Annotated in this window: 2 protein-coding genes; both read left to right on the forward strand. The window is 70.9% G+C overall.

Going from position 1 to position 3,683, the window contains the following annotated elements; genetic code table 11:
- A partial coding sequence (locus ACFHVL_RS30910; protein ID WP_416632144.1) for an SDR family NAD(P)-dependent oxidoreductase occupies window positions 1-2,862 on the forward strand: 2,862 nt, incomplete at its 5' end.
- Window positions 2,863-3,125: 263 nt separating this feature from the next.
- Entirely contained in the window at window positions 3,126-3,545 is a 420-nt protein-coding gene (locus tag ACFHVL_RS30915) for a cold-shock protein (protein ID WP_416632146.1), read from the forward strand.
- The last annotated feature ends 138 nt before the right edge of the window (window positions 3,546-3,683 follow it).

The raw sequence follows: 3,683 nt of genomic DNA on the forward strand, positions 1-3,683 counted from the left end.
GAGGAGGCGCCGGGGGATGTTGCGGTGGGTTGGGGGGTGGAGCCGCCGACGCACCACTTCGACCACCAGCGCTACTGGATCAGCAGCCGGAGCTGGGCGAGTGACCCCGCCGCTCTCGGCCTCGACGCGATCGGTCACCCGGTGCTCGGCGCGGGGCTGAGCACCCCGGAACCGGGCGTGGTGCACTTCACCGGCAGGCTGACCCCGACCAGCCAGCCATGGCTGACCGACCACCAGGTGGATGGGCAGACGCTCTTTCCCGGTGCGGGCTTCATCGATCTGGCCCTGTCCGCCGCGGCCGAGGTCGGCTGCGTGCGGATCGACGAACTCACCGTGCATGCGCCACTGACCCTCGGCCAAGGCGGCGCGGACGTCCAGGTCGTCGTCACCGCCGCCGACGCGGCCGGAGTACGGCAGCTGAGCGTGTACTCCCGGGACCGCGGCGAAGCGCGGGACGTCGCCTGGCGTCAGCACGCGTCGGGCAGCGTCCGGCCCGCCGGCCCGCCGGGCAGCCCGCCACCAGGGCCACGGTTCGACGAATGGCCGCCCCACGACGCCGTACCGTTGCCGATCGACGCCCTGTACGGTCGGCTCAGCGAGCGCGGCCTCGGATACGGCCCGTCGTTCCAGGCAGTACGGGCGGCCTGGCGCCGGGGTACGGAGGTCTTCGTCGAGGTGTCCGTAGCCGACGCGGCCATGGACCGGTTCTCCCTCAACCCGGCCGTGCTCGACGCGACCACTCATGTCCTGCTCGACGGTGACGGGCCGGTGGAGGTGCCGTTCAGTTGGCGGGGGGTCACCCTGTGTCAGTCCGGTGTCGAGACGGTCCGGGCACGCATCGCCCGCGTCGGTGAACACGATCTGTCATTGACGCTCGCCGACCTGGCGGGGGAGCCCGTCGCCCAGATCGAGACGATCGTGGCCCGGCCGCTGCTGTCGACCAGCGAGCCGGCCGGGGCCGTCCACAGACTGCGGTGGCAGGCAGGGCCTCGGCCGGCGCTGGACGCCGTACCGTACCTCGAATGGGACGCCCGGCTATCCGGACAGCTCGATCCGGTGCCGGTTGTGCTGCGCTGCGTGCCCGCCGATGAACTGCCGGCGGATGATCCGGTCGCGGCGACCCACCGGAGCGTGACGCGGATCCACGACGCGTTGTGCGGGTGGCTCGCCGACGAACGGTACGCGGCAGCCAAGTTGGCCATCGTCACGCGGGGCGCGGTGAGCGTGCGGGCGGGGAGTGGGGCGGCCGGAGGAGGAGCGGGTGATCCCGACGTCGACCTCGCAGCCGCCGCGGTGTGGGGGCTGGTCCGCGCGGCGCAGGCGGAGAACCCCGACCGGTTTCTCCTGGTCGACCAGGACGGGCGGGCCGAGTCCGAACAGGTACTCGCCGCCGCACTGGCCAGTGGGGAGACCGAGTTGGCGATCCGGGGCGGGCAGCTGCTGGTGCCCCGGATGGCCGTGGCGCCGATGCCACCGCCGTCCGCGCGTCGCGTCCTGCCGCCGGACAGGACAGTGCTGATCACCGGCGGCACCGGTGGTCTCGGCGCGGTCGTGGCCCGTCACCTTGTCGCCACGTACGGCGTACGGCGTCTGCTGCTGGTGAGCCGCCGGGGGGACCAGGCACCGGCCGCCGCCGCGCTGACGGCCGCACTGACCGGCATGGGTGCCGAGGTCGCGGTCGTGGCCTGCGACGTCGCTGACCGCGACGCGCTCGGCGATTTGCTGGCTGGGGTGCCGGCCGCGTACCCGCTGACTGCGGTCGTGCACGCGGCCGGCCTGCTCGACGACGGGGTGCTGACGGCGCTGACCCCGCAGCGGATCTCCGCTGTCCTGCGAGCCAAGGTGGACGCTGCCTGGCATCTGCACGAACTCACCGCCGGTTGCGAACTGGCTGCGTTCGTACTGTTCTCGTCGGTCGCCAGTGTCGGCGGTGCGGCCGGGCAGGCCAACTACGCGGCGGCCAACGCCTTCCTCGACGGGCTCGCCGAGCACCGGCACGCATCCGGGCTGACAGCACAGTCCCTGCTGTGGGGCCGGTGGGAGACCGGGGACGACATGGCCGCTCGGTCATCCACCTCAGATGGTGGTCGGCTGTCCCGGTCCGGACTGCTGCCGTTGTCGGCAGAGGAAGGGCTCGCGCTGCTGGACACCGCGCTCGCCAGCGACGACGACGTGCTGGTGCCGGCCAAGTTCGACGTCGCGGCGCTGCGTGCCGAGGGCTGGGCGACGGCGCCGGTGTTCCTCGGCCTGACCGGCCCGGTCCCGCCTGTGCCGGCCGGACCGCACGTCACCTCGACGGCGCCGTCTGCGGGCACGGGTGCCCCGGCCGGTTCGGGTACCGCACCGGTGGCGACCGACGGCGCAGATCGGCTTGCCGACATGCCGGCGACAGAGCGTCGCGCCGTACTGCTCGATCTGGTAAGGGCACACGCGTCGGCGGTGCTCGGCCATGATCGGGCCGACGCGGTCTCCGTCGAGCAGGGGTTCCTCGACATCGGATTCGATTCGTTGACCGCGCTGGAGCTGCGTAACCGGCTGACCGGTGCGACTGGGCGGAAGCTGCCGGCCACGCTGATCTTCGACTATCCGAGTGTCGCCGCAGTCGCGGACCACCTGACCGACGAGTTCGGCGCCGCCGAGTCCCGCCGGATTGGCGAGCATCTGGCGACTCTCGAAGCGGCGCTCGCCGAGGTCGATCCTGGTGACGAGCGGCGCATGGCGGTGGCGGCACGACTGCAGGCACTGGCGGGACGGCTGGCCCCACCTTCCGACGGGGCGGGGTCGTCTGCCGACGAGTTGGGCTCGTCGAGCGCCGAGGAGCTGTTCGAGCTGCTGGACGGGGAACTTGGCCGGTCCCGTTGAGGTCTTCGTCGGTGGGTCGCTGGCTGGTGACATCCCATGCGAGCGAGAATCTTGTCTGGTTCGACCGGCCGCAGGTGGTAGCGGGGCCGACAACTGTTGGCGCGCGTGGGTCGGGTGCTCGCTGAAGCACACTGAGAGGTAACGGGAGTGCCACACTGTCAACGAGGAGTGTGACGGGCACGCCTCCGGCGGTGGTTGGTCCGTACGGGTTTCGGTGATCGACGGCCGGTGGCGGTCGAGGTGGTTCGGTAGGAGGAGTTGGCATGGGTGTCGGTCGGGTGGTGCGGTTCGACGAGGGCCGTGGGTACGGGTTCATCGCACCGGACGATGGCGGCGACGACGTCTTCGTTCACGCCGGGGAGCTGACCCAACGGGGGATCCGGGTGGCTACCGGCACCCGGGTGTCGTTCAAGGTGATCGACGGCGGGCGTGGTCCCAAAGCGTACGACGTCGAGATCATCGATGATGTCGCCGCTCCCATCGGCGGCGTGATCAGCCGGGCGGCGGGTACGTCCGGCGAAGGCGGTGACGACGAGCTCTGCGAAATCTTTTCCGAGCCGGAGTATCTGCAGCGGATCACTGAGCTGCTGCTGTCCGATGCGCCGTACCTCACCGGTGCCCAGATTGTCGAGTTGCGCGGACATCTGCTCCGGTTCTCCCGCAAGTGCGGCTGGGTCGACTGACTTTCCGGCTGCCCGCTGCCACCGTCTGACGGTGCTGTCCGGCCCTGCCTAGGTCGTTCCCCTGCACAACCCACGGCCCCGGCGTTGTTCCTCTATGCCTGATTTGATCACGGTTTGTTAGATGCGGTAGACGGCGAA

The sequence above is a fragment of the Micromonospora sp. LOL_023 genome (assembly GCF_048060115.1).
In the GTDB taxonomy this organism is placed as follows: Bacteria; Actinomycetota; Actinomycetes; order Mycobacteriales; family Micromonosporaceae; genus Micromonospora_E.